General features: G+C 73.9%; 25 protein-coding genes. 13 read left to right on the top strand and 12 right to left on the bottom strand.

From position 1 onward, the window contains the following. Positions 1 to 93: 93 nt before the first annotated feature. Positions 94 to 1,263 (top strand): elongation factor Tu, encoded by a 1,170-nt coding sequence (gene tuf / locus B079_RS0115390; protein ID WP_018546722.1) that lies wholly within the window; start codon positions 94 to 96, stop codon positions 1,261 to 1,263. 75 nt (positions 1,264 to 1,338) lie between these two features. Further along, complete coding sequence (locus tag B079_RS0115385; protein WP_018546721.1) at positions 1,339 to 2,184, top strand: spermidine synthase; 846 nt, start codon at positions 1,339 to 1,341, stop codon at positions 2,182 to 2,184. A 68-nt stretch (positions 2,185 to 2,252) separates the two neighbouring features. Here the strand turns inward: B079_RS0115385 and B079_RS32125 are convergent, their stop codons facing one another. Both B079_RS32125 and B079_RS0115375 read right to left on the bottom strand, forming a co-directional pair. Continuing rightward, on the bottom strand, positions 2,253 to 3,446 hold the full coding sequence (locus B079_RS32125; RefSeq protein WP_078495961.1) for an MFS transporter: 1,194 nt from the start codon (positions 3,444 to 3,446) through the stop codon (positions 2,253 to 2,255). 289 nt (positions 3,447 to 3,735) lie between these two features. After that, on the bottom strand, positions 3,736 to 4,731 hold the full coding sequence (locus B079_RS0115375) for a hypothetical protein (protein WP_018546718.1): 996 nt from the start codon (positions 4,729 to 4,731) through the stop codon (positions 3,736 to 3,738). A 74-nt stretch (positions 4,732 to 4,805) separates the two neighbouring features. Here B079_RS0115375 and B079_RS0115370 point away from each other — a divergent pair, with 74 nt between their 5' ends. Further along, on the top strand, positions 4,806 to 5,258 hold the full coding sequence (locus B079_RS0115370; RefSeq protein ID WP_026248725.1) for a DUF4442 domain-containing protein: 453 nt from the start codon (positions 4,806 to 4,808) through the stop codon (positions 5,256 to 5,258). A gap of 222 nt (positions 5,259 to 5,480) precedes the next feature. Continuing rightward, positions 5,481 to 6,134 carry a DedA family protein gene (locus B079_RS0115365; RefSeq protein ID WP_026248724.1) on the top strand — a complete coding sequence of 218 codons (654 nt, stop codon included), beginning with the start codon at positions 5,481 to 5,483 and terminating at the stop codon, positions 6,132 to 6,134. Positions 6,135 to 6,202: 68 nt separating this feature from the next. Here B079_RS0115365 and B079_RS0115360 read toward each other — a convergent pair whose 3' ends face one another. Further along, positions 6,203 to 6,730 (bottom strand): gamma carbonic anhydrase family protein, encoded by a 528-nt coding sequence (locus B079_RS0115360; RefSeq protein WP_018546715.1) that lies wholly within the window; start codon positions 6,728 to 6,730, stop codon positions 6,203 to 6,205. Between the two features lie 151 nt (positions 6,731 to 6,881). Here B079_RS0115360 and B079_RS0115355 point away from each other — a divergent pair, with 151 nt between their 5' ends. From B079_RS0115355 to B079_RS0115345, 3 genes are all read left to right on the top strand, one after another. Then, entirely contained in the window at positions 6,882 to 7,646 is a 765-nt protein-coding gene (locus tag B079_RS0115355) for an acyltransferase (protein WP_018546714.1), read from the top strand. A gap of 150 nt (positions 7,647 to 7,796) precedes the next feature. Continuing rightward, positions 7,797 to 8,369, top strand: coding sequence for an XRE family transcriptional regulator (locus B079_RS0115350; protein ID WP_018546713.1), 573 nt, complete (start codon positions 7,797 to 7,799; stop codon positions 8,367 to 8,369). Positions 8,370 to 8,401: 32 nt separating this feature from the next. Then, positions 8,402 to 8,959 carry a YbaK/EbsC family protein gene (locus tag B079_RS0115345; protein ID WP_018546712.1) on the top strand — a complete coding sequence of 186 codons (558 nt, stop codon included), beginning with the start codon at positions 8,402 to 8,404 and terminating at the stop codon, positions 8,957 to 8,959. 12 nt (positions 8,960 to 8,971) lie between these two features. Here the strand turns inward: B079_RS0115345 and B079_RS0115340 are convergent, their stop codons facing one another. Together B079_RS0115340 and B079_RS0115335 are read right to left on the bottom strand one after the other, a co-directional pair. Continuing rightward, positions 8,972 to 9,982, bottom strand: coding sequence for a cation diffusion facilitator family transporter (locus B079_RS0115340; protein WP_018546711.1), 1,011 nt, complete (start codon positions 9,980 to 9,982; stop codon positions 8,972 to 8,974). Positions 9,983 to 10,167: 185 nt separating this feature from the next. Further along, entirely contained in the window at positions 10,168 to 10,578 is a 411-nt protein-coding gene (locus B079_RS0115335; RefSeq protein WP_018546710.1) for a CoA-binding protein, read from the bottom strand. Positions 10,579 to 10,755: 177 nt separating this feature from the next. Here B079_RS0115335 and B079_RS0115330 point away from each other — a divergent pair, with 177 nt between their 5' ends. Further along, positions 10,756 to 11,496, top strand: coding sequence for a hypothetical protein (locus B079_RS0115330; RefSeq protein WP_018546709.1), 741 nt, complete (start codon positions 10,756 to 10,758; stop codon positions 11,494 to 11,496). Then, the gene (locus B079_RS0115325) at positions 11,493 to 12,041 is read left to right on the top strand and encodes a SixA phosphatase family protein (RefSeq protein WP_026248723.1); all 549 of its coding nucleotides are present in this window, start codon (positions 11,493 to 11,495) and stop codon (positions 12,039 to 12,041) included. Before B079_RS0115330 ends, B079_RS0115325 begins: the two co-directional genes overlap by 4 nt. A gap of 6 nt (positions 12,042 to 12,047) precedes the next feature. Here B079_RS0115325 and B079_RS0115320 read toward each other — a convergent pair whose 3' ends face one another. Further along, positions 12,048 to 14,030 carry a hypothetical protein gene (locus B079_RS0115320; RefSeq protein WP_018546707.1) on the bottom strand — a complete coding sequence of 661 codons (1,983 nt, stop codon included), beginning with the start codon at positions 14,028 to 14,030 and terminating at the stop codon, positions 12,048 to 12,050. Positions 14,031 to 14,153: 123 nt separating this feature from the next. Here B079_RS0115320 and B079_RS0115315 point away from each other — a divergent pair, with 123 nt between their 5' ends. The 3 genes from B079_RS0115315 to B079_RS0115305 all read left to right on the top strand — a co-directional run bounded on the left by B079_RS0115315 (position 14,154) and on the right by B079_RS0115305 (position 19,054). After that, the gene (locus tag B079_RS0115315; protein ID WP_018546706.1) at positions 14,154 to 14,780 is read left to right on the top strand and encodes a YigZ family protein; all 627 of its coding nucleotides are present in this window, start codon (positions 14,154 to 14,156) and stop codon (positions 14,778 to 14,780) included. Between the two features lie 123 nt (positions 14,781 to 14,903). Beyond that, on the top strand, positions 14,904 to 16,067 hold the full coding sequence (locus tag B079_RS0115310; RefSeq protein ID WP_018546705.1) for an exonuclease SbcCD subunit D: 1,164 nt from the start codon (positions 14,904 to 14,906) through the stop codon (positions 16,065 to 16,067). Further along, the gene (locus B079_RS0115305) at positions 16,064 to 19,054 is read left to right on the top strand and encodes an AAA family ATPase (RefSeq protein WP_018546704.1); all 2,991 of its coding nucleotides are present in this window, start codon (positions 16,064 to 16,066) and stop codon (positions 19,052 to 19,054) included. The genes B079_RS0115310 and B079_RS0115305 overlap by 4 nt, the downstream gene beginning before the upstream one ends. Positions 19,055 to 19,066: 12 nt before the next feature. Here B079_RS0115305 and B079_RS0115300 read toward each other — a convergent pair whose 3' ends face one another. The 6 genes from B079_RS0115300 to B079_RS0115275 all read right to left on the bottom strand — a co-directional run bounded on the left by B079_RS0115300 (position 19,067) and on the right by B079_RS0115275 (position 25,139). After that, a complete protein-coding gene (locus B079_RS0115300) occupies positions 19,067 to 20,305 on the bottom strand; it encodes a cytochrome P450 (protein ID WP_018546703.1) in 1,239 nt (412 codons plus the stop codon). Between the two features lie 25 nt (positions 20,306 to 20,330). After that, the gene (locus B079_RS0115295; protein ID WP_018546702.1) at positions 20,331 to 21,722 is read right to left on the bottom strand and encodes an NAD(P)/FAD-dependent oxidoreductase; all 1,392 of its coding nucleotides are present in this window, start codon (positions 21,720 to 21,722) and stop codon (positions 20,331 to 20,333) included. Next, positions 21,712 to 21,972, bottom strand: a complete 261-nt coding sequence (locus tag B079_RS0115290; RefSeq protein WP_018546701.1) for a ferredoxin — start codon at positions 21,970 to 21,972, stop codon at positions 21,712 to 21,714. The genes B079_RS0115295 and B079_RS0115290 overlap by 11 nt, the downstream gene beginning before the upstream one ends. 150 nt (positions 21,973 to 22,122) lie before the next feature. After that, positions 22,123 to 22,803 carry a hypothetical protein gene (locus tag B079_RS0115285; RefSeq protein WP_018546700.1) on the bottom strand — a complete coding sequence of 227 codons (681 nt, stop codon included), beginning with the start codon at positions 22,801 to 22,803 and terminating at the stop codon, positions 22,123 to 22,125. A gap of 120 nt (positions 22,804 to 22,923) precedes the next feature. Beyond that, entirely contained in the window at positions 22,924 to 24,612 is a 1,689-nt protein-coding gene (locus B079_RS0115280; protein ID WP_018546699.1) for a DUF885 domain-containing protein, read from the bottom strand. Between the two features lie 47 nt (positions 24,613 to 24,659). After that, the gene (locus B079_RS0115275; RefSeq protein ID WP_018546698.1) at positions 24,660 to 25,139 is read right to left on the bottom strand and encodes an Lrp/AsnC family transcriptional regulator; all 480 of its coding nucleotides are present in this window, start codon (positions 25,137 to 25,139) and stop codon (positions 24,660 to 24,662) included. A 59-nt stretch (positions 25,140 to 25,198) separates the two neighbouring features. Here B079_RS0115275 and B079_RS0115270 point away from each other — a divergent pair, with 59 nt between their 5' ends. Next, positions 25,199 to 26,392, top strand: coding sequence for a trans-sulfuration enzyme family protein (locus B079_RS0115270; protein ID WP_018546697.1), 1,194 nt, complete (start codon positions 25,199 to 25,201; stop codon positions 26,390 to 26,392). Positions 26,393 to 26,431 lie beyond the last annotated feature (39 nt).

Genomic DNA, 26,431 nt, shown 5'->3' with positions numbered 1-26,431 from the left:
ATCGTCCGGCGGACCCCGCAGGGGGAGGGTCGGAGAGTCACCGGGGTCCGGCGCGTTCCCGCGCCTCACGCATCACCACCACGAGGACTTCCCATGCCCAAGACGGCATACGTGCGCACCAAGCCGCACCTCAACATCGGCACCATGGGCCACGTCGACCACGGCAAGACCACCCTGACCGCCGCCATCACCAAGGTCCTGGCCGAGCGCGGCACCGGCACCTTCGTGCCGTTCGACCGCATCGACCGGGCGCCGGAGGAGGCCGCGCGCGGCATCACCATCAACATCGCGCACGTCGAGTACGAGACCGACACCCGACACTACGCCCACGTGGACATGCCGGGCCACGCGGACTTCGTCAAGAACATGATCACCGGCGCCGCCCAGCTCGACGGTGCGATCCTCGTCGTCTCCGCGCTCGACGGGATCATGCCGCAGACCGCCGAACACGTGCTGCTCGCCCGGCAGGTGGGCGTCGACCACATCGTGGTCGCGCTCAACAAGGCCGACGCGGGCGACGAGGAGCTGACCGACCTGGTCGAGCTGGAGGTCCGCGAACTGCTCACCGCACAGGGCTACGCGGGCGACGCCGTACCCGTCGTACGCGTCTCCGGGCTCAAGGCCCTTGAGGGCGACCCGCGGTGGACGGCGTCCATCGAGGCGCTGCTCGACGCGGTGGACACCTATGTGCCGATGCCGGAGCGGTATCTGGACGCGCCGTTCCTGCTCCCGGTGGAGAACGTGCTGACCATCACCGGGCGCGGCACCGTCGTCACGGGTGCCGTCGAGCGCGGGAGGGTGCGGGTCGGGGACCGGGTGGCGGTGCTCGGCGCGGAGGTGGAGAGCGTCGTCACCGGTCTGGAGACCTTCGGCAAGCCGATGGACGAGGCGCAGGCCGGGGACAACGTGGCGCTGCTGCTGCGCGGGGTGCCCCGCGACGCGGTCCGGCGCGGGCACGTGGTGGCGGCGCCGGGCAGCGTGACGCCCGGACGGCGCTTCACGGCCCGGGTGTACGTCCTCTCGGCGCGCGAGGGCGGCCGGACGACCCCGGTCACGACCGGCTACCGGCCGCAGTTCTACCTCCGCACCGCCGACGTGGTCGGGGACATCGACCTGGGCGAGACGGCGGTCGCGCGGCCCGGTGACACGGTGGAGATGACCGTCGAGCTGGGCCGCGAGGTCCCGCTGGAGCCGGGGCTCGGCTTCGCCGTCCGCGAGGGCGGCCGGACGGTCGGCGCCGGGACGGTGACCTCGGTGGAGTGAGCGCGGGTGTGCGCGGGGACGGGCGGCCGTCCCCGCGCACACGAGGGCACCCGCGCGCCGGGGGACAATGGTCCCGTGACCGAAGCCATACCCGTGACCAGGACCGTCGACCACGGCACCGCCAAGCTGATGCCCGACGTGGACCGGGAGCGGGCCTGGCTGCTCACCGTGGACGGGGCGCCCCAGTCGTACGTCGACCTGGACGACCCCGCGCATCTGGAGTTCGAGTACGCGCGCCGCCTCGGGCACGCGCTCGACGTGGCCGCCGAGGACGGCCGCCCGCTGGACGTGCTGCACCTCGGTGGCGGCGCGCTGACCCTGCCCCGGTACGTGTCCGTCACCCGGCCCGGCTCCCGGCAGGACGTGGTGGAGGCCGACCGGGGCCTGGCGGAACTGGTCGCCGAGCACCTTCCGCTGCCGCCGGGCTCGGGCATCGCGGTGCACACCGCCGACGCCCGCAGCTGGCTGGAGGCCGCCCCGGACGACAGCGCGGACGTCCTGGTCGCGGACGTCTTCGGCGGCTCCCGCGTCCCCGCCCACCTCACCTCGCTCGGCTACGCGGCCGAGGCCGAGCGGGTGCTGCGGCCGGACGGCGTCTATCTGGCGAACCTCGCGGACGGCACGCCCTTCACCTTCCTCCGCTCCCAACTGGCCACCTTCGGCGCCCTGTTCGAGGAGCTGGCACTCATCGCGGAACCGGGCGTGCTGCGCGGTCGCCGTTTCGGCAACGCCATCCTCCTCGCCTCCCACCGCCCCCTGGACCTGGCCGCGTTGGCCCGCCGTACCGCCGCTGACGTGTTCCCCGCCCGCGTCGAACACGGCCCCGCGCTGCGGAAGTTCACCGGCGCGGCCCGCCCGGTGGAGGACGGCGAGGCCGTACCGTCCCCCGAGCCGCCGGACGGGGCGTTCGGCATCGGCTGAGCCGGGCGGGCCCGCCAGGGCGGACGGCGCCGTGGGACCGGACGGCTTCCTCGGACCGGGCGGCTCTCTCAGAGGTCGACGGTGGTCACCCGGGCCGTCCGCCGGGTCAGGGTGCGCACCTCCGGGACCAGGAGGACGAGGGCGGTGACGAGGACGACCAGGGCCGAGCTGCCCCAGAGGGCGGCGGTCAGACCGACCGCGGACTCGACCGGGCCCGCCAGGGCTGTGGCCAGGGGCATCAGGGCGACCGAGCCGAACCAGTCGTAGGCCGAGACGCGGGAGAGTTTGTCCTCGGGGATCTCCTGGTGGAGGGCGGTCATCCAGGAGACGCCGAAGACCTCCACCGTGGCACCGGCGAAGAACATGACCGCGTAGAGCACTTCCACCGGCACCGGGACGGCCAGCGCGGCCGAGGGGAGGGCGAGCGGGAAGACACAGAGGGTGCCGGTGAAGAGCAGACGGCGCGGTTTCCAGCGGGTCATCAGCAGGGCGCCCACCGCCGTGCCCGCGCCGAAGGCGCCGAGCGCCAGGCCCCAGGGGGCCGCGCCGCCCAGGCTGTCGCGGGCGACGACCGGGCCGTAGACGGCGTCGGCCGCGCCGACCACCGCGTTGGCGAGGGAGAACTGCGCGACCACGCCCCACAGCCAGGGCCGCCCGATGAACTCCCGCCAGCCCTCCCGGAGATCGGACAGCAGACCACCGCCCGGCGCGCGTGCCGGGACATGGCTCACGTCGAGGAACGCGCGCAGCGACCCGGCGACCGCGAAGGCCACCGCGTCCAGCGCGAGCACCCAGCCGGGGCCGATGGCGGCCACGAGCGCGCCGCCGAGTGCGGCACCGCCCAGCGCCGCGCCCTGGGTGGCCATGCGGAACAGGGCGAACGCCCGCCCCGCCTGCTCGCCGTCCACCGAGGACATCAGCATCCCCTCGGCGGCCGGGCTGAAGAACGCCTGCCCGGTGCCGCCGAGCGCGGTGAGCAGCATCATCTGCCACAGCCGGGCCTCGCCGGTCAGGACGAGCAGCGCGAAGGCGCCCTGGGAGAGGAAGTTGAGGGCGTTGGCGGCGACCATCACCCGGTGCCGGGGCAGCCGGTCCGCCACCGCGCCGCCCACCAGCAGGAACACCACCAGCGGCAGGGTGCGGGAAGCGGCGACCAGACCCACGTCCGAGCTGTCGCCGCCCGCGTCCAGGACCGCGAACGCCGCCGCGATGAACGAGGCGTTGGAACCGAGCGCGGTGACGACGGCCGCGGCCGTCAGCAGCCGGTAGTTGCGGCCCGTAGGGGACGACCCTGAGCCCGGCCCGGACCCGGACCCGGTCCCTGAGCCGACCCCCGAGCCGGACCCTGACGCCGACCCCGACCCTGACCCCGGTCTCGATCCCGTGCGCGGGACGGCGGGGCGATCGGCGGGCTCGGCGGCGGGCGATTCCTGGGCGGCGGGGTCCGGTCTTGAGGTCACCCGGCGACTATCGCCCCTGGCCGTCGCACCTGCCAAGCCGGATTTCCCGCCGACGAAGTCCCGCCGCCCGCCCGCGCGGTGAGCGCCCGGCTCAGCCTCCCGTCGGCTGCCCGTGCAGCCGCACCGAGCTGAGGATCTTCATGATCGTCGCGGTGTCGACCTCGCCCTTGACGCCCTTGGCGCCGTAGAGGTCGAACGACACGATGTCGTCCGCCGCGTTCTTGAACGCGAACGAGATGGCCTGGCCGTCGCTCGCGCACTTGCCCTTCTGCGGGGTCTTGTCCGACCGCGCCCACGCGTAGTCGCCCTCGACGCCCGACTTGGTGACGTAGTGCTTGGCCTTCTTGTCGAAGGTGATGCTCTTCTTGTCGGGCTGGGTGTAGCCGCCGTAGACGTACCAGGGCACGCGCGCGACCGCCGCCTGGGCCGTGGTCTTCGCGCCGTTCTCGCCCCGGGTGCCCGCGACCGCCAGCGAGGTGTCGTCGCTGCGGCCGTCCCGGTCGCTGTCCGAGGTGCACCACTTGGACTTGTAGACGGCCGGGGCCGACACGGAGGTGATCAGCTTGTCGTCGTCGGCGCGGTCCTCCATGAAGTAGGAGGTGTCCACGGACTCCAGCTGCCAGTCCTGCGGCACGTCGAAGGCGGTGCCGAACTTGGGGTTGACGACGGGCTTCCAGCCCGCGATCACCGGCTTCACGGCGCTGTCGGCCCCGCGCGGGTTGTCGTCCGGGGTGGACGCGCTCGTGGACGGGGCGGACGTGGTCGGCCGCGCGGTCTTGCCGCCCTTGCCGTCACGGGCCTCGTCGTGGCTCGTCTTGCCGAGGACCAGATAGCCGGTCACGGCCGCCGCGACGACCACGGCGGTGGCCGCGACGATCGCGACGACCTTGGTCCGGTTCCCGCCGCCCTTCGGCGGCTGCGGCGGCTGGGGCGCACCCCACTGCGGCTGCTGCCCGTAGGGGCTGCCCTGCGGGTACTGCTGGTAGCCGGGCTGCTGGTACGGATTCGGCTGCTGGTAACCCGGCTGCTGGTACGGGTTGTGCTGCGGGTTCTGCGCGCCCCCTGGCGGCTGCTCTCCTGGCCACATGGCCAGCAACCCTAATGCGCCATGGACATGATTCGGACTGGCCAGGCTGGCTACCCGTCGGTAACATCACGGACATGACAGTTGAGAGCGCCTCCATGGGCGACATGCTGGCCGCCGCGGTGCCGATGGTGCGGACCCTGAACCTGGAGTTCATCGAGGTCACGCCCGAGCGCGCGGTGCTCCGGCTGCCGGACCAGTCCGAGTACCACAACCACCTCGGCGGCCCGCACGCCGGTGCGATGTTCACCCTGGCCGAGTCCGCGAGCGGTGCCATCGTGCTGACGGCTTTCGGCGAGCAGCTCTCGCGCGCGGTGCCGCTCGCGGTGCGCGCCGAGATCGACTACAAGAAGCTGGCTCTCGGCCCGGTCACCGCGACCGCCACCCTGGGCCGTCCGGCGGCCGAGGTCGTCGCGGATCTCGACGCGGGCCGGCGGCCGGAGTTCCCGGTGGCCATCACCATCGAGCGCGAGGACGGTTCCGTCTCCGGCGAGATGACGGTCGTCTGGACCCTGCGGCCGAACGGCTGACCGGTCAGGGACGGACTCAGGGGGCGCGGCCTCGGCGGGCACGCGCCCCTGAGCCGTGCAGCCCGCCCCCGAGTCGCGCCCCGCGCCCCGCATGGCGGGGGTCACGCCCCCGAGCGGGTGGAGGCAGGCCGTCCGCCCTCGCCGACCGGGTAGCCTTCCCGGAGAACCCCTGAAACAGGCGTGGCCCCCGCGCTCAGGGACGGCGACTGGGAGGAACCGGCGGTGCACGTCCAGGAATGGCTCGACTCGGTGCCCCCGCTCGCCGTCTACGCCGTGGTGGCTCTGGTGATCGGCCTGGAGAGCCTGGGCATCCCGCTGCCCGGCGAGATCGTCCTCGTCTCGGCCGCGCTCATGTCCTCCAGCCACTCCGGCATCGACCCGTTCGTGCTCGGCGCGTGCGCCACGGCCGGTGCCGTCATCGGTGACTCCATCGGCTACGCGATCGGCCGCAAGGGCGGCCGTCCGCTGCTGGCCTGGCTCGCCAAGAAACTTCCGAGACACTTCAGCGAGGCCCATGTGGCCACCGCCGAGCGGTCTTTCGAGAAGTGGGGCATGTGGGCCGTCTTCTTCGGCCGCTTCATCGCCCTGCTGCGCATCTTCGCCGGGCCCCTCGCGGGCGTGCTCAAGATGCCCTACTGGAAGTTCCTCATCGCCAACGTCCTCGGCGGCATCGTCTGGGCGGGCGGCACCACCGCCGTCGTCCACTACGTCGGCATCGTCGCCGAGGACTGGCTCAAGCGCTTCTCGTACGTGGGCCTCGCGGTGGCCCTCGCCCTCGGCATCGGCTCGATGCTGATCGTCAGACGCCGGGCCCGGCGGAACGAGTCCGCCACCGAGGAGACCCCGGAGGCGGAGCCGGTGGGCGCGGGGGACTGACCCCCGCGCGGCCCGGCTCCGCGCGGGCCCGCCCCCGTACGGCCGTCACCCGCGAGGCGCCCGGCACCTCACTCGTGCACCGCCCGGTGCGTCTTCGCCAGGTCCGCGTACAGCGTGCCGTTCAGCGTGACGCCCTGGCGCTCCTCCTCCGACAGTTCCCGGCGGACCTTCGCGGGCACCCCCGCCACCAGTGAGCCCGGCGGGACCACCATGCCCTGGGGGACCAGTGCCTGGGCCGCCACCAGGGAACCCGCGCCGATCACCGCGCCGTTCAGGACCGTCGCGCCCATGCCGATCAGGCAGTCGTCCTCGACGGTCGCGCCGTGCACCACGGCGTTGTGGCCGATGGAGACGCGTTCGCCGATCGTCAGCGGGAAGCCGGGGTCGGCGTGCAGGGTGACGTTGTCCTGGACGTTGGCGTCCGCGGCGACGGCGATCCGCTCGACGTCGCCGCGCACCACCGCGCCGTACCAGACGCTCGCCCCCGCGCCGAGCGTCACGTCACCGATCACCGAGGCCGTGGGGGCCACGAAGGCGTCCGGGTCGATCTTCGGCTCCCTGCCGCCGATGCCCACGATCAAGGGCTGGTGCGTCATCCGAGTCCACCGTCTCTTCTTCGAGTCGTCGCGGTCGCGTACCCGCGCACGCTAGTGCATGCCCCCTCCGGTCGTAGGGGACTGTCGTATGGGGTGAAGATCACAGCGGTACGGCCCCTCGCCGGAGGCGACCGGTGAGTAACGTGAGCGCGTGCCGAAGTCCCAGAACACCTTCTCTTCCTGGCGGAAGGGCCTCGCCCAGCGGGCCGTCCACGCGGTCTGGGAGTGGGCGCGGCGCACCGGCTCCGTGAGCGCCGAGCACCCCGGCCGCCTCCGCTTCGGCGCGATCGGCGAGGGCACCCGGCTCGCCTTCCCGCTCGGCACCGTCTTCGGCGAACCCTGGATCCGGCTCGGCGCCTACTGCATCATCGCCGAGCAGGTCACCCTCACCGCCGGACTCATGCCCGACCTCGATCTCGGGCCGGAGCCGATCCTGAACATCGGGGACGGCGTGGTCCTCGGCCGCGGCAGCCACGTCATCGCGGACACCTCGGTCACCATCGGCCGCGACTGCTACTTCGGCCCGTACGTCTACGTCACCTCCACCAACCACTCCTACGACGACCCCCACGAGCCCATCGGACGGCAGTGGCCCCGGATGGAGCCGGTGGAGATCGGCCCCGGCTGCTGGATCGGCACCAACGCGGTGATCCTGCCGGGCGCGCGGATCGGCCGGAACGTGGTCGTCGCGGCCGGTGCGGTGGTGCGCGGCACGGTCCCCGACCACGCGGTGGTCGCGGGCGCCCCCGCCCGGGTCGTCCGCCGCTGGACCCCGGAGGAGGGCTGGCAGCCCCCGCTGCGCACCCCGGCCCCCGTGCCGCCACCGGACGGGTCGACCCCGGCGCAGTTCCGGGCGCTGGCCGAGCTGGACGAGGAGCAGATCGAGCGGCTGGCCCGGCTGGACGCGGAGGGCTGACCCCGGCGTCCGGTGCCGTATCGCGCTGCTGTCCGTCGACCGTCCGCAGTACAGTGCGGTGTACGACGGGGTGCAGCGCACCGTATGCCCGGCCCCCGTACCGCCCCCGCACGTGCCCCTGCCGAACCTGCTGGACCCGTTGGACGTGATGTGTCGGACCTCGACCTGCTGACCCAGTCCCTGGCGCGCAACGTCAGACGCTGGCGCACCGAGCGCGGCTTCACCCTGGACACGCTTGCCGCCCGCGCCGGGGTCAGCCGGGGCATGCTGATCCAGATCGAGCAGGCCCGCACCAACCCCAGCATCGGCACGGTCGTCAAGATCGGGGACGCGCTCGGCGTGAGCGTGCCCACCCTGCTCGACTACGAGCGCGGGCCACGCGTCCGGGTCGTCCCCGCCGAGCAGGCCGTCCGCCTGTGGCACACGGACACGGGCAGCTACAGCCGCCTGCTCACCGGCACCGAGGCGCCGGGACCGCTGGAGCTGTGGGACTGGCGGCTGATGCCCGGCGAGAGCAGCCCCTCCGACCCGCACCCCACCGGCACGGTCGAACTGGTCCACGTCACCTCGGGCGAGCTGACCCTCACCGTGGACGGCACCCCCCACCGCGTCCCGGCCGGGGCGAGCGCCACCTTCGAGGCCAACACCCCGCACACGTACGGCAACGAGGGCGACGTGCCCATGGAGATGGTCATGACCGTCTCCGTCCCGCCCGTGCGCTGAGCGGCCCCTGCGGGGCCTGTTAGCGTGCCGCCATGCGCGCCCCCATCGGAAACTTCGACACCGCCCTCCCGGCCCCTGACGCCCTCGACCGGCTGACCGCGCCCGTCGCCGCCGCCCTGCGCGACTGGCAGGGCAAGACCCCGGCCGACCGGATCGTCTACGTGGACACCGACCCGCGCTGGGCGGACACCGCCGTCTTCGTGGAGCACTACGGCGCCGACCTGATGGAACGCTCGGCCAACTGCGTGGTGGTCGCGGGCAAGCGGGGCGGGGAGACCACGCTCGCCGCGTGTCTGGTGCTCTCCACCACCAAGGCCGATGTCAACGGCGTGGTGCGCCGCCAACTCGGCGCCCGCAAGGCGTCGTTCGCCCCGATGGACACGGCGACCGGCGAGAGCGGCATGGAGTACGGCGGCATCACCCCGATCGGACTGCCGGACAGCTGGCCGCTGTTGGTGGACTCCGCCGTCGTGGAGCTGCCGTACGTCCTCGTCGGCAGCGGGCGCAGGCAGGGCAAACTCCTCGTGCCCGGCGAGGTGTTCGCGCAGCTGCCCGGGGCCGTGGTGATCGAAGGACTCGGCATCGGCTGAGCCGGTCCTGGGTCAGACCGGTGCGTGGTGGGCCAGCGGCAGATGCGGGTCGCTCTCGCCCTCCACCGGTGCCGGATCGGCGTGCACCAGGGCGGCGGTGAGCCCGGGTACGGCGTGCAGCAGGGCGTGTTCGGCCGCCACGGCGACCGCGTGGGCCTCGCGCGCGGTGGCCTCGCCGTCCACCAGGACGGCCAGTTCGGCGCGGAGCCGGTGGCCGATCCAGCGCATCCGCAGCTCGCCCACCCCGCGCACGCCCGGCACCTTCCGCGCCGCGCGCTCGGCCCGGTCGACCAGCTCCGGATCGACCGCGTCCAGCATCCGGCGCAGCACCTCGCGGGCCGCGTCCCGCAGGACGAGGGCGATCGCGGCCGTGATGGCGAGTCCGACCAGCGGGTCCGCGGCGCTCCAGCCGAGCGCCGCGCCCCCGGCGCCGAGCAGTACGGCCAGGGAGGCGAAGCCGTCGGTGCGGGCGTGCAGGCCGTCCGCCACCAGCGCGGCCGAGCCGATCTCCCGGCCCACCCGCACCCGGTACCGGGCCACCCACTCGTTGCCCAGGAAGCCCACCAGCGCGGCCCCCGCGACGGCGGGCAGATGCTCCACCGGACGCGGGTCGAGCAGCCGGTCCATCGCCGCCCAGGCGGTGAACACGGCCGAGGCGGCGATGGTCAGCACGATCACCAGACCGGCCAGGTCCTCCGCCCGCCCGTACCCGTAGGTGAACCGCCGGGTCGCCGCCCGGCGCCCGAGCAGGAACGCGATGCCGAGCGGCAGGGCCGTCAGCGCGTCCGCCGCGTTGTGCACGGTGTCCCCGAGCAGCGCCACCGACCCGGAGGCGACCACCACCACCGCCTGCGCCAGCGCGGTCGCGCCGAGCACGGCCAGCGACACCCACAGCGCCCGTAGCCCGCGCGCCGAGGACTCCAGGGCGGAGTCGGTCCGGTCGGCGGTGGCGTGGGAGTGCGGGGTGAGGAGATGGGCGAGCCGGTGGAGCGGGCCCGCATGGTGGGAGTGACGGTGGCTCACATCGGTCCCCTTCCGCCGGGCGGCGCCTGGACGCGCCGCGCCCACGGGGACATTGTGGTCGCGAACGGCCAAACATGCACCTGTCACCTGCATAGAATGCGCAGGTGAGAGACCCGCGCCGGATGCGCGGGACCTGTGCCGGACTCGCGGGGCCCGCGCCGGGGGTGCGGGGCGGCCCGCCGGGTTCAGCGGCCCAGCCGGGGGATCTCGATCGCCGGGCACGCGTCCATCACCATGCTCAGCCCCGCCACCCGCGTCCGCTCGTACGCCGCCTCGTCCACCACGCCCAGCTGGAACCACACCGCCCGCGCGCCCTTGGCCACCGCCTCGTCCGCGACCGCCCCGGCCAGCTCGCTGTTGACGAACACGTCCACCACGTCCACCTCGAAGGGGATGTCCGCGAGCGAGGCGTACCCCCGCTCGCCGTGCACGGTCTCGGCCTTCGGGTGCACCGGCACGATCCGCTTGCCGAACCGCTGGAGCACCTGTGCCACGCCGTACGCGGCCCGGTCCCGGTTGCTGGACAACCCGACCACCGCCCAGGTGTCGCCCAGCTCGGTCAGGATGCTGCGGATCGTCGCCTCGTCGCCGTACACGGCGGCCTCCTCGGGTCTCGGCGGGATGGGTGCCGTGGGCTCGAACAACGCCCCGCGCGCGCCGATTCCCCCACCGGCCCCCGCCCGGAACCCGAGTGGACCCCTCATCCGGCCCCGACGTGGGCCAAATCGGCGCAAGGTGCTGCGTTCGGGCGTGCGCACGCCTACGCTCGCTGCGTGCTGCGCATCCTCGACGCCCGGACCGGCGAGCCCGTCACCCCCACCCCCGCCCGCCGCGGGCTGACCCGTGTCGAGGCCCATGTGCCCGGCCTGGACCTGACCGCGCTACGGGTCCTGCTCGCCGCCGACCTCCTCGTGCGCGCCCTGGAACTGGCGGGCACCCCGCTGTGGACCCTGCTCAGCGCGCCCCGCGACCAGGCCGAGCTGCGCACCGCCGGGACCACCCTCGGCATCCGCCCCTTCGAGGACAGCCGCGACCTGGCCTCCGGACTCGGCGAGGCGCAGACCGTGCACGTCCTCAGACGGGACGTGCCCGCGCCCGGCACCGGACCGGTGCTCGCCGTGGCCCCGGCGGAGTGGACGGGGAGCGCCGAAGAACCGCTGCCCGAGCTGCTGGAGGACCCCGACGCCCTCCGCCTCGCCCTGCTCTCCGTCCCGCGCACCGAACCGGTCCCGCTGGACCGCGCGACGCTGGACGAGGCCGCGCGGACCGTCGCCCGGTGGCGCGCGGACGTGGCGGGCTGGGCACGGCAGCCCTCGCGTCCCGTGCCGGACGAGGTGCGGACGCGGCTGCGCGCGGCCTGGGAGGACGACCTCGATCTGCCGGGCGTGCTGACCGTGCTGCGCGAGGTCGCCCAGGCGCCCGGAGTGCCCGACGGCGCCCGTTTCGAGACGTACATGTACGCCGACCGGCTTCTCGCCCTCGATCTCGCGAGCGGCCTGGGCGGCACGGCGTGAGCGGACCGGCACGGCGTCTGGTCGTGCTGCGGCACGCCAAGTCCGCCTGGCCCGAGGGCGTCGCGGACCACGACCGCCCGCTCGGCCCGCGCGGTCTGCGCGACGCCCCCGCCGCCGGACGCGCGCTCGCGTCACCCGGCCTCGGCCTGCCCGACCTCGCCCTGTGCTCCACCGCCGTACGGGCCCGTCGTACCTGGGAGCTGGCCGCCGCCGCGTGGACCGGGGCGCCTCCGGTCCGCTTCGACCGGCGGATCTACGAGGCGCCCTGGGGCCGCCTCCTCGAGGTCGTGCGCGAGACACCGCCCGAGGTGCGGACCCTGCTGCTGATCGGGCACAGCCCCGGCCTTGAGGGGCTGATCACGGGGCTCGCGGGGGAGGCGGAGGGCGACGCCCTGGAGCGGGTGCGGGCCAAGTTCCCCACGTCGGCGATCGCGGTGCTGGACTGGGAGGGGCCAGAGTGGGCGGCGCTCGTCCCCGGTGCGGCCCGGCTGACCTCGGTCACGGTGCCGCGCGGGGAGAAGGCGCCGGGCCCGGAGAAGGCGTAGGCCCCCTCAGCCCACGTGCACCCACGGCCTGCGCTCCTGGTCCGGCTCCGCGCGGCGCAGGACCTCGCGGGTGACCGGGGCCGACTCGCCGTTGCCGAAGACCAGGAAGCGGATGAGATGGCTGACCGGGTTGCCCTCGGTCCAGTTGAAGTAGACGTGCGGGGGCATCCCCGTGCGGTCGCGCAGCGCGAGCAGCACGGCCGCGATGGTGTTGGGCACCGTGGGCCCGTCCGCGCGCAGCCGTCGTACCCCGTGCTTCTCGTCGCCGTGCACCGTGATCTCCGCGGTGAAGTCGGAGGAGTCGCGCACGAACACCTCCAGGAAGATCACGTCGGCGCCCTTGGGCAGCCGGGTGTGCTCGCGCTGCTCCTGCTCCTTGGCGCGGTAGGCCCGCTTGCTGTGCTCGTCCGGCTCGTTGGCGATCAGCTGGAGCGGGCCGCGCTCGGCGGCGGCGTCGATGATGCGCAGCGCGGCCTCGTCGAAGACCACGTCGGTGGCGCGCAGTTCGAAGGCGCGGTGCACCCGCGAGCCGAAGGAGGTGAGCATGATCGCCACGATGAAGATGGACGCGATCTTGATGCCGTCGGGCCGCTCGATCACATTGAGGACCAGGGTGTACACGAACACGGCGGTGATCAGCCCGAAGCCGATCGTGGCCGCCCGGTGGTGGCGCCGGTGCACCGCGACCGTGGAGGCGAAGGCCGCCGACAGCATCAGGACCAGCACACCGGTGGCGTAGGCGCCGCTCTGCGCGTCCACGCTCGCGTGGAACCAGAGGGTGATCAGCACGGCCGCGACCAGGAAGACCAGCACCAGCGGGCGTACGGCACGGGTCCACTCGGGGGCCATGCCGTAGCGGGGGAGATAGCGCGGGACGAGGTTGAGCAGGCCCGCCATGGCGGAGGCGCCCGCGAACCACAGGATGGTGATGGTGGAGAGGTCGTAGACCGTGCCGAAGATCTCGCCCAGGTAGCGGTGGGCCAGATAGGCGAGGGCGCGGCCGTTGGCGGGGCCGCCGGACTTGAAGTCCTCCTGCGGGATGAGGATCGTCGTCGCCAGGCTGGACAGGAGCAGCAGACAGCTCATGATCAGCGCGGCGGTGGTCAGCAGCTTGCGCGCGCCCCGGATGCGTCCCGCCGGGTTCTCCCAGGTGTCCGTGGGGGCGCCCTTGATCTGCGGCATCACCGCGACACCGGTCTCGAAGCCGGACATGCCGAGCGCGAGCTTGGGGAAGACCAGCAGGGCGACGCCGACCATGGCGAGCGGCGAGGAGTGCGCGGCGGTCATCGCGTGCGTCCAGTCGGAGATCCGCACCGGGCGGCTCAGGACCTCGTAGGCGCAGGCGGCGAGCACCACCACGTTGAGCGTGAGATAGGTGGCCACCAGGGTGACCGCGATCCCGATGGCCTCCGTGAAGCCCTTGAGGAAGACCGCGCCGAGCAGTCCGATCAGGACGAGTGTGATCCACGTGTTGGCGCCCTCGATCCAGTGCGGGGCGAACGGGTTCTCCAGCACGTGCGCCGCCGCGTCCGCCGAGGACAGCGTGATGGTGATCATGAAGTCGGTGGCCGCGAACCCCAGCAGCACCAGGACCAGGATCTTCCCGGACCACCAGGACATCAGCCGCTCCAGCATGGCGATGGAGCCCTCGCCGTGCGGGCTCTCGTGCGCGACGCGGCGGTAGACCGGCAGCGCGCCGCACAGGGTCAGCGCGATCAGCACCAGGGTGGCCAGCGGGGAGAGCGTCCCGGCCGCGAGGGCGGCGATGCCGGGCTGGTAGCCGAGGGTGGAGAAGTAGTCGACGCCGGTCAGGCACATCACCCGCCACCACGAGTGCCCCTCCTGGCCCGGGCGCGGGGTGCGGTGCGGCCCCGGATGCCGGGCCGTCTGCTCGCTCAGGCCCTCCAGGAACCACGCCCGGCACCGGGCGAGCGCGCCGTGCCGTCCGGGTGCGCCGGTGGCGTCGGGGTGCACGGGGACGCGGGTCATACGGTGCTGCCTCCTCGGACGGCGACCGGTGCACCGGCCGCCTGATCGCTCGGCGCGTATGCCCCGCATCCTCCCCCGCACACCGGGGGCGGGGGAGGACGGCGCTCCGCATAGGCTGGCGGGATGCAGGACGAGTACCGCACCGTGGCCCGCGCGGGCACGCACGAGACCGAGATCAACCGTTCCCGCTTCCTGTGCGCGCTCGCCCCGGCCGCCACCGAACGGGAGGCGCAGGAGTTCGTCGCGGCCGTCCGCAAGGAGCACGCGGACGCCACGCACAACTGCTGGGCGTACGTCATCGGCGCCGACGCCTCCGTGCAGAAGGCCAGCGACGACGGCGAACCGGGCGGCACCGCCGGGCTCCCCATGCTCCAGATGCTGCTGCGCCGCGACATGCGGTACGTCGTCGCCGTCGTCACCCGCTACTACGGCGGGGTGAAGCTCGGCGCGGGCGGTCTGATCCGGGCCTACGGCGGCGCGGTCGGCGAGGCCCTGGACACGGTCGGCACCCGCACCCGGCGCCGCTACCGCCTGGCCACGGTGACCGTCGACCACCAGCGCGCGGGCAAGGTGCAGAACGATCTGCGCTCCACCGGCCGCGAGGTGCGTGACGTGCGCTACGGCGAGGCGGTCGCCATCGAGATCGCCCTCCCGGACGCCGACGTGGCCGCCTTCCGGGGCTGGCTCGCGGACGCGACGGCGGGCACGGCCGCCTTCGAGCTGGGCGGCGAAGCCTACGGCGACGCCTGAAGGACGGAATCGGACGACAGCGCCCGGCAATTGGAATGAAACGGGCATAACGGGCAAGTGTGGGGCGGTCGGTACGCAAGCGACGGAGCCCGTTGTCCGACCCTCCCGTTAGTCTCGGGAACCATGAGACTCCTGCACACCTCCGACTGGCATCTCGGCCGGTCCTTCCACCGGGTGAACATGCTCGGTGCGCAGGCCGAGTTCATCGGCCACCTCGTCGACGCCGTGCGCGAGCACGCCGTGGACGCCGTGGTCGTGTCGGGGGACGTGTACGACCGCGCGGTCCCGCCGCTCGCCGCCGTCGAGCTGTTCGACGACGCCCTGCACCGCCTCGCCGACCTCGGCGTGCCCACGGTGATGATCTCCGGCAACCACGACTCCGCCCGCCGCCTCGGCGTCGGCGCCGGACTCATCGACCGCGCGGGCATCCACCTGCGCACCGAACCCGCCGCCACGGGCACCCCGGTCGTCCTCGCCGACGCCCACGGAGAGGTCGCCTTCTACGGCCTGCCCTACCTCGAACCCGCCCTGGTCAAGGACGAGTTCGGTGTCACCAAGGCCGGACACGAGGCCGTGCTCGCCGCCGCCATGGACCGGGTCCGCGCCGACCTCGCCGCCCGCCCGTCCGGCACCCGCTCCGTCGTCCTCGCCCACGCCTTCGTCACCGGCGGCCAGGCCAGCGACAGCGAGCGGGACATCACCGTCGGCGGAGTGGCCGCCGTACCCGCCGGAGTCTTCGACGGTGTGGACTACGTCGCCCTCGGCCATCTGCACGGCTGCCAGACCCTCACCGAGCGCGTCCGCTACTCCGGCTCCCCGCTCGCCTACTCCTTCTCCGAGGCCGGTCACCGCAAGAGCATGTGGCTGGTCGACCTCGCCGCCGACGGCACGGTCACCGCCGAACGCCTCGACTGCCCGGCCCCGCGCCCGCTCGCCCGCCTCCGGGGCACCCTGGACGACCTCCTGGCCGACCCGAGTCTGGAGCGCCACGAGGGCGCCTGGGTCGAGGCCACCCTCACCGACGCGATCCGCCCCGCCGACCCCATGGCCCGCATCGCCGCCCGCTTCCCGCACACCCTCAGCCTCGTCTTCGACCCCGAGCGCGCCCCCGACGACCCCGCCGTCTCCTACGCCCGCCGCCTCGCCGGACGCGACGACCAGCAGATCGCCGAGGACTTCGTCGCCCATGTGCGCGGCGCCGGACCCGACCCGCGCGAGACGGCCGTCCTGCGCGACGCCTTCGACGCCGTACGCGCCGACGACACCGTGCGGGAGGTGGCCCGGTGAGGCTGCACCGACTCGACATCACCGCCTTCGGCCCCTTCGGCGCCACCCAGAGCGTCGACTTCGACGCCCTCTCCGCCGCCGGACTCTTCCTGCTGCACGGCCCGACCGGCGCCGGGAAGACCTCCGTCCTGGACGCCGTCTGCTACGCCCTGTACGGCTCCGTCCCCGGCGCCCGGCAGAACGGCCAGGGCACCCACCTGCGCAGCGACCACGCCGAGCCGGGCACGCGCACCGAGGTCCGCCTCGAACTCACCGTCTCGGGACGGCGGTTGGAGATCACCCGGCAGCCCCCGTGGGAGCGGCCCAAGAAGCGCGGCACCGGCACCACGCTCGACAAGGCCCAGACCTGGCTGCGCGAGTACGACGCCGGGCGCGGCGCCTGGAAGGACCTCAGCCGCTCGCACCAGGAGATCGGTGAGGAGATCACCCAGCTGCTCGGGATGAGCCGCGAGCAGTTCTGCCAGGTTGTCCTGCTGCCCCAGGGCGACTTCGCCCGCTTCCTGCGCGCGGACGCCGAGGCACGCGGCAAGCTGCTCGGGCGCCTCTTCGACACCCGGCGCTTCGCGGAGGTGGAGAAGCGGCTCGCGGAACGCAGGCGGACCACCGAGGCACGGGTGCGCGAGGCCGACACCGCGCTGCTCGCCGACGCCCACCGGATGCAGCAGGCCGCGGGCGACGCCATGGAGCTGCCCGACCTCGCCCCCGGCGACCCGGGGCTCGCGGCGGCCGTCCTGGAGGCCGCCGCCGTCGCCCGCAGCGCCACCCGCGAACGCCTCACCGTCGCCCACTGCCGACTGACCGCAGCCGAGTCCGACCACGCGGACGCCCAGCGGGAGTGGGGCGAGACGCGCGAACTCGCCCGTGCGCAGGCCCGGTTCACCGAGGCCCGGCAGCGAGCCGCACGCCTGGAGGAGCGCTCCGGCGAACACCGGGCGGCCCAGCAGCGCATGGAACGCGGTCGCAAGGCCGAGTCCGTCGCCCCCGCCCTCGAACTGCGCCGGGAGGCCGAGACGGCCCACCGGCAGGCCACCCGCGCCGAGGAACACGCCCGGCGACCGCTGCCCACCGAACACGCCGGGGCCGACGCGACCGGGCTCGCGGCAGCCGCCCGCCGCGCCGCCGAGGAGCTGGGCGGGCTCGACTCCGCCCGGCGCGACGAGGGACGGCTCACTCGTCTGCTCGCCGAGCGCGCCGGGCTCGACCGCGAGGAGCGGGACGACGAGCACGCGCTGCGGGAGGCGGATGCGTGGCTCAGCGGATGGGAGGCGCTGCGGAGCGGGCTCCAGGGGCGGATCGACGCCGCCGGGGAGGCGGCCGTGCGGGCGGAGCAGCTCGGCGCGCGGCGTGAGCCCGCCCGGCGGCGGCTGGACGCGGCGCGGCGGCGGGACGCGCTGACGCAGGAGCTGGAGGCCGCCCGCCGCAGTGTGCTGGACTCGGGGCAGCGCGCGGGTGAGCTGCGGGGAGACTGGCTCGACCTCAAGGAACAGCGGCTGAACGGCATCGCTGCCGAACTCGCCGCCCACCTCACCGAAGGCGAACCCTGCGCCGTCTGCGGAGCCACCGAGCACCCCGCCCCGGCGCGCAAGGACACCGGGCATGTGGACCGCGAGGCGGAGCAGCGTGCCTTCGAGACGCATCAGAAGGCCGAGGAGGAGCACGCGAAGGACCAGCGCCGGACGGTGGAGCTCCGGACCGCCCTGACCGCCCTCACCACCGAGGCCGGTGACACCCCCGCCGACCGGCTCGCGTCCGAACTCCGCGATTTGGAGGGCGAGTTCGAGCAGGCCCGCCGGAACGCCTCGGCCCTGCACGCCGCCCAGGAAGAACTCCGCCAGGCCGAGCGCGAACGCGAACAGCGCCTGGAGGCACGTCAGGGCGCCGCCGTGCGCACCGCCTCCCGGGTCACCCGGCGTGAGACTCTGGAGCGCGAACAGGCCGCCCTCGAAGAGGAGTTGGCCCGGGCGCGCGGAGGCGCGGCCAGCGTGGCCGACCGGGCCGCCCAACTGGAGCGCCGCGCCGTCCTGTTGACCGGTGCCGCCGATGCCGCCCGCGCCGCCGACGAGGCCGCCACCCGTCTGAAGGAGGCCGACGCCCGCCTGGCCGACGCCGCCTACCGAGCGGGCTTCGACACCCCGGCCGCCGCTGCCGACGCCCTGCTCGACCCCGCCGCCCATCGCGCGCTGCAACACCGCCTGGACGCCTGGCAGTCGGAGGAGGCCGCCGTACGCGTCGCGCTCGCCGAGCCCGAGACGGCGCGGGCCGCCCAGCAGCCGCCCGCCGACACGGCCGCCGCCGAACAGCGCGCCGCCGGGGCGGAACGCCGGATGCGCGAGGCCGCCTCCGCGCGCGACGCCGCCCAGCGGGCCACCGCCGAGCTGGACCGGCTCTCCGCCCGCGCGGAGGACGGCGCCCGCGGGATCGCCCCGCTGCGCGAGGAGCACGACCGGGTGGCCCGGCTGGCCGCCCTCACCGCGGGCACCTCCGCCGACAACGAGCGCCGGATGCGCCTGGAGTCGTACGTCCTCGCCGCCCGCCTGGAACAGGTCGCCGCCGCCGCGACCGCCCGGCTGCGGATGATGTCCTCGGGGCGCTACACCCTCGTCCACTCCGACGACCGCAGCGGACGCGGGCGCAGCGGGCTCGGGCTGCATGTCGTGGACGCCTGGACCGGACGTGAGCGGGACACGGCGACCCTGTCCGGCGGCGAGACCTTCTTCGCCTCGCTCGCGCTCGCCCTCGGCCTCGCGGACGTGGTCACCGACGAGGCGGGCGGGGTCCGGCTGGACACCCTGTTCATCGACGAGGGCTTCGGCAGCCTGGACGACCAGACCCTGGACGAGGTCCTGGACGTGCTTGACTCCCTGCGCGAACGCGACCGCAGTGTCGGCATCGTGAGCCATGTGGCCGACCTGCGGCGCCGGGTCCACGCCCAACTGGAGGTCGTGAAGGGGAGATCGGGGTCCACGCTGCGACTGCGCGGGGCTTGAGGCACCCTCGGCTCAGGGTCGTACGCCCTCGAAGGTGACGGACAGATGGCGCGGCCCCCGCAGCACCGCGTTGGGCCGGTACGGCGGCGGGTCCTCCACCAGCCGGGGTCCTTCGAGCCGCCGGGCCAGCTCGGCCAGCGCGATCTGGGCCTCCAGACGGGCCAGCGGCGCGCCGAAGCAGCTGTGGATGCCGCTGCCGAAGCCCAGGTGCTGGATGTCGCCCCGGTCCGGGTCGAAGCGGTCGGGGTCCTTGAACCGCTCGGGGTCGCGGTTGCCCGCCGCCAGCATCAGCCAGATCCGCGAGCCCGCCGGGATCCGCACCCCGCGCACCTCGATGTCGGTGATACAGGTGCGCTGTGGCACGAGCTGCACGGGCGGCTCGTACCGCAGCAACTCCTCCACGATGTTGGGGGCCAGGTCCGGGTCCTCGCGCAGCCGGTCCAGGTACTCGGGATGGCGCAGCAGGGTCAGCATGCCGTTGGTGATCAGATTGACCGTGGTCTCATGGCCCGCGATCAGCAGCAGCACGGCGGTGCTGAGCACTTCCATCATCGTCATGGTGCCGTCCGGGCCCCGGTGGGTGGCCAGGTCGGACAGCATGTCGTCGCGCGGCTCCTTGGTGCGCTCCTCCACAAGCCCGGCCAGATACATGCCCAGCTGCATCCGGGCCTCCTGCGCGGACTTCACGAACTCCGGGTCCGCGCCCTGCCGGGTGTCCGGGTCCAGGCTCGCCACCAGCGGGTCCACCCAGGCCCGGAAGCGCGGCTCGTCCTCGCGCGGCACCCCGAGCAGCCGGCAGATCACCGTCACCGGGAAGGGATAGGCGAACTGGTCCACCAGGTCGACCTCCCGGGCGTCGCCGAATCCGTCGATCAACTCGCTCACGATCGCGTGGAGTTCGGGGCGCATGTCGTCGATGCGGCGCGGCTTGTCCGGCGGTCCGAAGGCGCTGTTGGTCATGCGCCGCAGCCGGTCGTGCTCCGGCGGGTCCAGCCGGATGAAGGACGGCGGCAGTCCCGTGGTCTCCGCCAGGTTCAGCTCGTCGGCCCCCGCCGCCGCCAGATTGGCCGCGTCGGAGCTGATCCGGGGATCGTGCAGCAGACTCTCGATGTCCCAGTACGAGCTGATGACGTACGGCCCGTCCTCCTCCTCGTGCAGCACCGGGGTGCGGCGCAGCTCCGTGTAGAGGGGGTAGGGGTTCGCGCGGTTGGCGAAGTCGGTGATCTGGCGCACCAGCGAGGCTCGCGTCATGGCAGGTCCTTGGGGCGTGCGGCGGTCAGTGGTGGCCGGGGGTGAAGACCAGGCGGCGGTCGGCCGGGGAGTAGCCGCTGAGGGTCACGGTCGGGCCGTGCGTCGGCAGCGAGGGGTCGGGGAAGTCGGACGGCACCGCCCGCCGCCCCTCGGGACGCCGGTCCATCGTCGGATAGTCGGCCGGGAAGGGGGCGCCCTGCTCGATCTGCCGCTGGTAGTACTCCAGCCAGCGCGCGTTGTCGAAGGTCACCGCGGCCACGATCCGGCCCTTGTAGCCGTAGACACCGACGAACCGGCGCTCCGCCGTCGAGCCCTGGGTGATCATCAGCTGGTCGCCCATGGGCGGCACGCCCACCGACTTGATGTTCACCCCGAACTGCGAGGACCAGAAGGCGGGCATCCACAGGTGGGGCCGCCGGTCGTACGGCTGGCAGATCATGTTGTGCGCGGCCGTCTCCGCCTGTGCGACCGCGTTGCCCCAGTGCTCCAGGGACAGGAACTGGTAGCCGAACAGCGGATGCGGGGAGCGGGCCACGTCACCGGCCACGAACACGTCGTCGGTGACGATGCCCCGGAAGTCGAAGGCACGGCAGCCCGCGTCGCTCGCGATGCCGCGCGGCCCCGCCCCGAGCCCGGACCCGGTCAGCCACTCGGTGTTGCGCAGCGAGCCCAGCGAGACGACCACCACGTCCGCCTCGACCACGCTCTCGTCCGACAGATGCACCGCACGCACGCGGCCCATCGAGTCGCCCTCCAGCGCGGTCACCGTGACGTGGGTGCGCAGGTCCACGCCGTTCTCCTCGTGGAGTTCGGCGGCGACGGCCCCGATCACCCCGCCGAGCGCGCCCACCAGCGGGGCGCCCGCGCGTTCGGCGACGGTCACCTGCAGGCCCATCTCCCGGCAGGCGGAGGCGACTTCGGACCCGGCGAACCCGGCGCCGATCACCATGACCCGCCGGGCCCCGGCCAGCAGCCGGTCGCACAGCGCGGTCGCGTCGTCCCGGGTGCGCAGCACGAACACGCCGTCCAGCTCGGCCTCCTCCTCCTTGGGCCAGGGCCGGGCGCGCACACCGGTCGCGATCAGCAGCCGGTCGTACGGCACCTCCTCGCCGTCGGCGAGCAGCACCCGCTTGCCGGTGAGGTCGAGCCCGGCCGCCGGGACGCCGAGCCGCCACTCGGCGTCCAGGTCCCGGCGCCGGGGCAGCTCGGTGTGTTGCGGGGACGCCTTGCCGAGCAGCACCGCCTTCGACAGCGGCGGCCGGTCGTAGGGCTCGTACGGCTCGTCGCCGATCAGGGTCAGCGCGCCGGTGAAGCCCTCCTCGCGCAGCGTCTCGGCCGCGTGCAGCCCGGCCAGCGAGGCACCGACGATGACGATGCGGCCCTCGCGGCGCAGCCGGTCCACGTAGTCAGCGGCCATCGGACAGCTCCCGGGCGGCTCCGGCGGCGACCCACGCGTCCTCCGCGGGGGCGCCCTGGTACAGCCCCTCCACGGTGATCGCCTTGACCGGGCAGGCGGCGGCGGCCCGGGCGACCGCGTCCCGCTCCTCGTCGGCGGCGTGCGGGTTGTAGAGCAGCGCCTCGTCGCCGTGCATGGTGAAGACGTCGGGGGCCAGGAACGCGCACTGGGCGTACCCCTGGCACTTGTTGAGATCGACGACGATCCTCATCGACGCTCCGCCCTTTCCGGTGGCAGGTCCGGTGTGCCCGCCCCCTTGCGCGGCGCGCGGTCCCGGACGGCGGTCGTCCCCCGCCCGCCAGCATGGGAGCCGGGGGCACCGGGCCGCGCGCCGGGAGCCGCCGATCGGGTGACCGTTCCCCTAGGGGGTGCCCGAGGCCCGCCGGCGTCCGCTCACCACGAGGATGTGCGTGCTCAGCACCAGTGACCAGGCGGGGAAGACCAGCTCTGCCCAGGGCACGTTCGAGGAGACGAAGAGCAGGGCGAGGGCGGTCAGCGAACTCAGTACGACCAGCCAGCGCGGCAGGACGCCCAGCCGCTTGCCGATCACGGACATCGACGACACGAAGACGGCCGCCATCCGCATCGCGTACTCGGTCATCAGCCCGTACGCGAAGTGCCGTCCGAAGTCCCAGGTCTGCGGCGACGGGGTGCTGCCCGCCGGGTGCGAGACCGCCAGCACGGCGGAGGCCGCCGCTGCCGCGCCGAACAGGGTCGCCGTGAAGACCAGTCCGCTGCCGAGCAGCACGGTCGCGAGGAACCGGTCCTCGACCTCACCCACATGGGCGCGCACCGCGCCCAGGAACCACAGGAAGAAGATGCCCGCGAACGGGATCAGCGCCAGCGCCGTCCGGACCGCCTCGCGCCGCCCCGGGTCCGTGAACCCCCGCGCCGCCGCCGCGCCCGCGCCCTCGGGGATGCCGAGCCGCATCAGCACGATCGTCGCCGCGAGGAGCAGCGCGAACACCACCCCGGCGAGACCGGCCGCGCGCGGGGTCTCCAGCACCTCCCGGCCCGGCCCCCTGCGCCCCTTGACCTGCATGAGCGGCCCACCTCCCGAGCGACGGCCCCCGCACCAGCAAGCAGCCGGTGCGCGGGACCGCGCCAGCGGGAGAGGGCCGTACGGCCGAGCGCGGCGCCTGCCTCCGTACGGCCCGCGAGGTCAGAGCCGGGACAGCTCGTCCAGCAGGTCGTCCAGGCCCAGCGAGCCCAGCGACAGCGCCGCCATGTGCCACGCCTTCAGATCGAAGGAGTCGCCGTGCCGCTCACGCGCCCGCTCCCGGCCGAGCAGCCACATCCGCTCGCCGAGCTTGTAACCGATCGCCTGGCCCGGCATGGTCAGATACCGGGTCAGCTCGCTGGCCACGTAGTCCGCCGGACGGCTGCTGTGGGCGCGGAAGAACTCCTCGGCCAGCTCCGGCGTCCACCGCTCACCGGGGTGGAACGGCGAGTCCGCCGGGATCTCCAGCTCCAGATGCATGCCGATGTCGACGATCACCCGCAGCGCACGCATCATCTGCGCGTCCAGATAGCCGAGCCGCTGTTCCGCGTCCGTGAGGTAGCCCAGCTCGTCCATCAGCCGCTCCGCGTACAGCGCCCAGCCCTCGGCGTTGGCGCTCACGATGCCGACGGTGGCCTGGTAGCGCGAGAGGCTGTCCGCCACGTACGCCCACTGCGCCAGCTGGAGATGGTGGCCCGGCACGCCCTCGTGGTACCAGGTGGAGACCAGGTCGTAGACCGGGAACCGGGTCGCGCCCATGGTCGGCAGCCAGGTGCGGCCCGGCCGGGAGAAGTCCTCCGACGGCTCGGTGTAGTAGGGGGCCGCCGCGCTGCCGGGCGGGGCGATGCGCGACTCCACCCTCCGTACCGGCTCGGCCAGTTCGAAGTGCGTGCCGTCCAGGTCCGCGATGGCCCGGTCCATCAGGTCCTGGAGCCACTGCCGGGTCTCCTCGACCCCCTCGATGTGCCGCCCGTGCTCGTCCAGGTGCGCGAGCGCCACCCAGGGCGTCTCGGCACCCGGCAGGATCTTCTCCGCCTCCTCGGCCATCTCGGCGCGCAGCCGGTGGAACTCCGCCCAGCCGTAGGCGTACGCCTCGTCCAGGTCGAGATCGGTGCCGTTGAACGAGCGGGACATACGGGCGTAGCGCTCCCGGCCGACCACGTCCGGGGCGCCCTCGATCGCCGGGGCGTACACGTCCCGCACCCAGTCGCGCAGTGCGGCCACCGAGGCGGTCGCCGCGCGGGCCGCCTCATCCAGCTCGGTGCGCAGCGCCTCGGGTCCTGCGGCGGCGAAGTCCTCGAACCAGCCCCGGCCTTCACCGGTGTCCGCCCACTCGGTGAGCTGCTCGACGAAGGTTGCGGTCGGCCGGGGCGCCCCGTACAGCTTGCGCTCAAGGCCCAGCTCCAGCGAGGCGCGATAGCCCGCGTAGGCGGCCGGGACGGCGCGCAGCCGCTCCACGAGCGCCGCCCAGTCCTCCTCGGTCTCGGCGGGGGTCACGGTGAAGATGTCCCGCACCGAGTGGCCCGGGGTGTGCATGTTGCCGACCGCGCGCAGGTGCTCCTCGGTGTCGTGCATGGCGAGTTCGGCGGTCAGCCGCTCGCGCAGCAGCCGGGCGCAGCGGCGCTCGGCGTCGCTGTCCGCACCGGGCAGGCGCTCGGCCTCGTCCAGGCGCGCGAGGGTGGTGCGCGCCAGCTGTGCCAGGGCCGCATGGCCGGCGGGGGAGTAGTCGGGAAGCCTGCCGGAGCTTTCCGCGATACCGAGGTAGGTGCCGGTGACCGGGTCGAGGGCGACGAGTTCGTCGACGTACGCGTCGGCGACCTGACGGGGCAGTGCGCTCTTCGTCTCAGACATGGCGCCCATCCTCGCCGCCCCGACGTGCCACGTCACCCTGTTTCGGATCACGGTGCGCCGGGCGGGAGCAGGGGGCCGCAGTCCCACTGCTGGAAGATCAACCGGGTCTCCACCCGGGCCACTTCGCGCCGCGAGGTGAACTCGTCGAGCACCAGCCGCTGAAGATCGGCCATGTCCGCCACGGCCACATGCACCAGATAGTCGTCCGGGCCGGTCAGATGGAACACCGTCCGCGACTCCGGCAGCGCCCGCACCCGTTCCACGAACGGCCCCACCAACTCCCGCCGGTGCGGCCGTACTTGCACCGAGAGCAGCGCCTGGAGGCCGCGCCCCAGCTTCGCCGGGTCCAGGCGCAGCTCGTGCCCGAGGATCACCCCCGAACGGCGCAGCCGCGCCACCCGGTCCAGACACGTCGACGGCGCCACCCCGACCTGCTCGGCGAGGTCGCGGTACGTGGTCCGGGCGTCGTTCTGCAGCAGCCGCAACAGCCGCAGATCCACCGGGTCCAGTACGACGGAATCGGCCATGTGCCGAACGTAACACGGCCGTTGGTCCCCTGAACCCGGCCGGTGTTCACCCTGGCGCCATGGACTCAGCGAGCAACGGCGCTTTCGACGACACCGCTTCCCGCGCTCTGGCCACCGAGGCCGTGCACGCCGGGCGCGACGACCTCGCCCGCCAGGGCCTGCACACCCCGCCCATCGACCTGTCCACCACCTATCCGTCCTACGACAGCCGCGCCGAGGCGGCCCGCATCGACGCCTTCGCCGCCGACGGCGCCGACCTCGTGGGGCCGCCGGTCTACGGCCGTCTGGGCAACCCGACCACGGCCCGCTTCGAGACCGCGCTCGCCCGGCTCGAAGGCACCGAGTCCGCCGTGGCGTTCGCCAGCGGCATGGCCGCCCTCAGCGCGGTCCTGCTCGCCCGCTCCGCGGCGGGCCTGCGCCATGTCGTCGCGGTACGGCCGCTGTACGGCTGCAGCGACCATCTGCTGACCGCGGGACTGCTCGGCACCGAGGTCACCTGGACCGACCCGGCGGGCATCGCGGACGCGCTGCGCCCCGACACCGGCCTGGTGATGGTCGAGTCCCCGGCCAACCCCACCCTCGCCGAGACCGACCTGCGCGCCGTCGCCCACGCCTGCGGCACGGTCCCGCTGCTCGCCGACAACACCTTCGCGACCCCCGTGCTGCAACGCCCCGCCCAGCTCGGCGCCCGCCTGGTGCTGCACAGCGCCACCAAGTACCTCGGCGGCCACGGGGACGTGCTCGCCGGGGTGGTGGCCTGCGACGAGGAGTTCGCCGGACAGCTGCGCCGGATCCGCTTCGCGACCGGCGGGGTGCTGCATCCGCTCGCCGGATACCTGCTGCTCAGGGGCCTGGCCACGCTGCCGGTACGGGTACGGGCCGCCTCCGCGAGCGCCGCCGAACTGGCCCGCAGGCTCGCCGCCGACCCGCGCGTGGCCCGCGTCCGCTATCCCCGCCTGGGCGGCGCGATGATCGCCTTCGAGACGCACGGCGACCCGCACGAGGTGATCTCCCGCGTCCGGCTGATCACCCCGGCCGTCAGCCTGGGCAGCGTGGACACCCTCATCCAGCACCCCGCGTCCATCAGCCACCGCATCGTCGACGCGGACGACCGGCGCGGCGCCGGGGTGAGCGACCGGCTGCTGCGGCTCTCGGTCGGCCTGGAGGACGTGGACGACCTGTGGGCGGATCTGGACGGCGCGCTGGGGACGGTCGCCCGCACGCCGGTGCCGCTGAGCGAGGCGGTGGGGTGAACGGCGTACGGCCCGAACGGACCTGTCTCCAGGCGCCGT

Source organism: Streptomyces sp. LaPpAH-108, from assembly GCF_000373625.1.
In the GTDB taxonomy this organism is placed as follows: domain Bacteria; phylum Actinomycetota; class Actinomycetes; order Streptomycetales; family Streptomycetaceae; genus Streptomyces.
Note: the sequence above shows the minus strand (reverse complement) of the source record. Positions and strands in the feature narration are given on the sequence as shown.